This window comes from Micromonospora sp. NPDC003776 (assembly GCF_053605645.1).
In genome coordinates this window covers 1-1,521 of record NZ_JBSGJR010000915.1, presented here as the reverse complement: position 1 = coordinate 1,521, position 1,521 = coordinate 1, and the positions used below count along the sequence as shown (strand labels likewise).

Below are 1,521 nucleotides of genomic sequence, written 5' to 3'. Positions count from 1 at the left end.
GGTCAGCCGGGGGCGGGGATCGCCGCGATCCGGCGGAAGGCGGCGGTGATCTGGTCTGCCCAGGGCCAGGTCGATGGGATGCGTAGCTGGCGGCGGCGTTGGCCTCGGGTGAGGCGGGCGGCGGTGTGTAGCAGGCGGTAGCGCAGTCGTTTCGGTTCGGCTTTGGCCAGGTCGCCGTCGAGGGTGAGCAGTTGTAGCCAGGCGATCAGGTCGCCGGCCATGGCCGCGATCTGGCACCAGGCGGCGTTGATGGCGAACTCGCGGGACGGTAGGCGGCGCAGGCCGGTGTCTTTGGCGCAGCGGATCCGGTCTTCGACGCGGGCGTGGGCGCGGTGGCGGGCTTCCAGCCACTGCAAGGCGCCGGCGGGGGTGTTGGTGACGAACGCGGTGTAGCGCCAGCCGTCGCGTTCCTCGAACAGCGACAACTGGGCGCCGGGGTGCGGCCGTTCGCGACGCACGATCACCCGCATGCCGGGCGGCCAGCCGGTCAGGGCCAGCAGGCCGGTCAACTCCGCGACCTGCGCGCCGTCGCGGATGCCGCCGTCGGCGGCCAACGCGGGTGACCAGGCCGCGGTCGGCAGCGCACTGATGGCGGCGCGTTCCGCCTCGCCGATCGACCAGCCGATCGAGTACTCGACACGTCGGTTGCGCTTGGCGTCCTGCGCGGTCAGCCAGTCCAGCACGGCGTGGGTGGCGGCGGCCGAGTCGCCGCGGATCAGCAGGTGCCGCCGGTGCGCGACCGGGACCTGCGCGAACGCCTCGGTCAGCACGGTGAGGTGGTCGGCGGCGGTGTTGGCCCCGGCGTTGCCCGGCCGTAGTTTGATCGTCAGCAGTTCGCCGGTGTTGTCGCAGGTCACCAGGATCGGATGGAAGCCGTACGTGTGCTTGTAGGTGGCCGCCGCACCGTCCTTGTCGCTGTGCGCCAGGACGATCGTGGAGTCCACATCCAGCACCACCACGCCCTCGCCGAGATCCCGGCCCGCGGCACGAGCAGACGGCACCGACCCGATCAGGCCCCATACCCGGGCACGGACTTTCGCCCGGATCCTGGCGATCCGACGCAGCCCGACGTCACTGATCTCATCGAGGGCCCGCCAGCACGTCGCCGGCGACGCGACCTGACCGAACACCTCACTCTGGTGGCGCAGCACCTCGATATCCGCTATCGCCTCACCACCATCGGCGATCATCACCGCGAGGTCGACCAGCACCCTGCCCCGGTCCCGGCCCGGGACGAACCCACGCCGGCTCTGCGCCACCGACAGCGCCTGCGTCAGCCCGCTGCGATCAGCCAGCAGCCGCAACAACGCCGCCCCGACATGCGAGACCACACCATGACCGCCGACCTCGACGGACAAGCCCTTCGACCACTGGGTAATCTGCACCTACGAAGTGCCTTCCACGCGGGGTACCTGCACGACTCGACACCGGGCAGTTTTCCTTACGTGGCAGGCACTTCGCCATATCTACCGGCCCGCTGGACATCCAAGATCACGGCTGCCGTGAAAGGCCGAGGCTAGG

At 70.3% G+C, this 1,521-nt stretch carries 1 protein-coding gene; it reads right to left on the bottom strand.

The window, feature by feature from the left end; genetic code table 11:
- Nucleotides 1-2: 2 nt before the first annotated feature.
- Nucleotides 3-1,385 (bottom strand): IS1380 family transposase, encoded by a 1,383-nt coding sequence (locus ACWEVO_RS36350; RefSeq protein ID WP_452311919.1) that lies wholly within the window; start codon nt 1,383-1,385, stop codon nt 3-5.
- Nucleotides 1,386-1,521 lie beyond the last annotated feature (136 nt).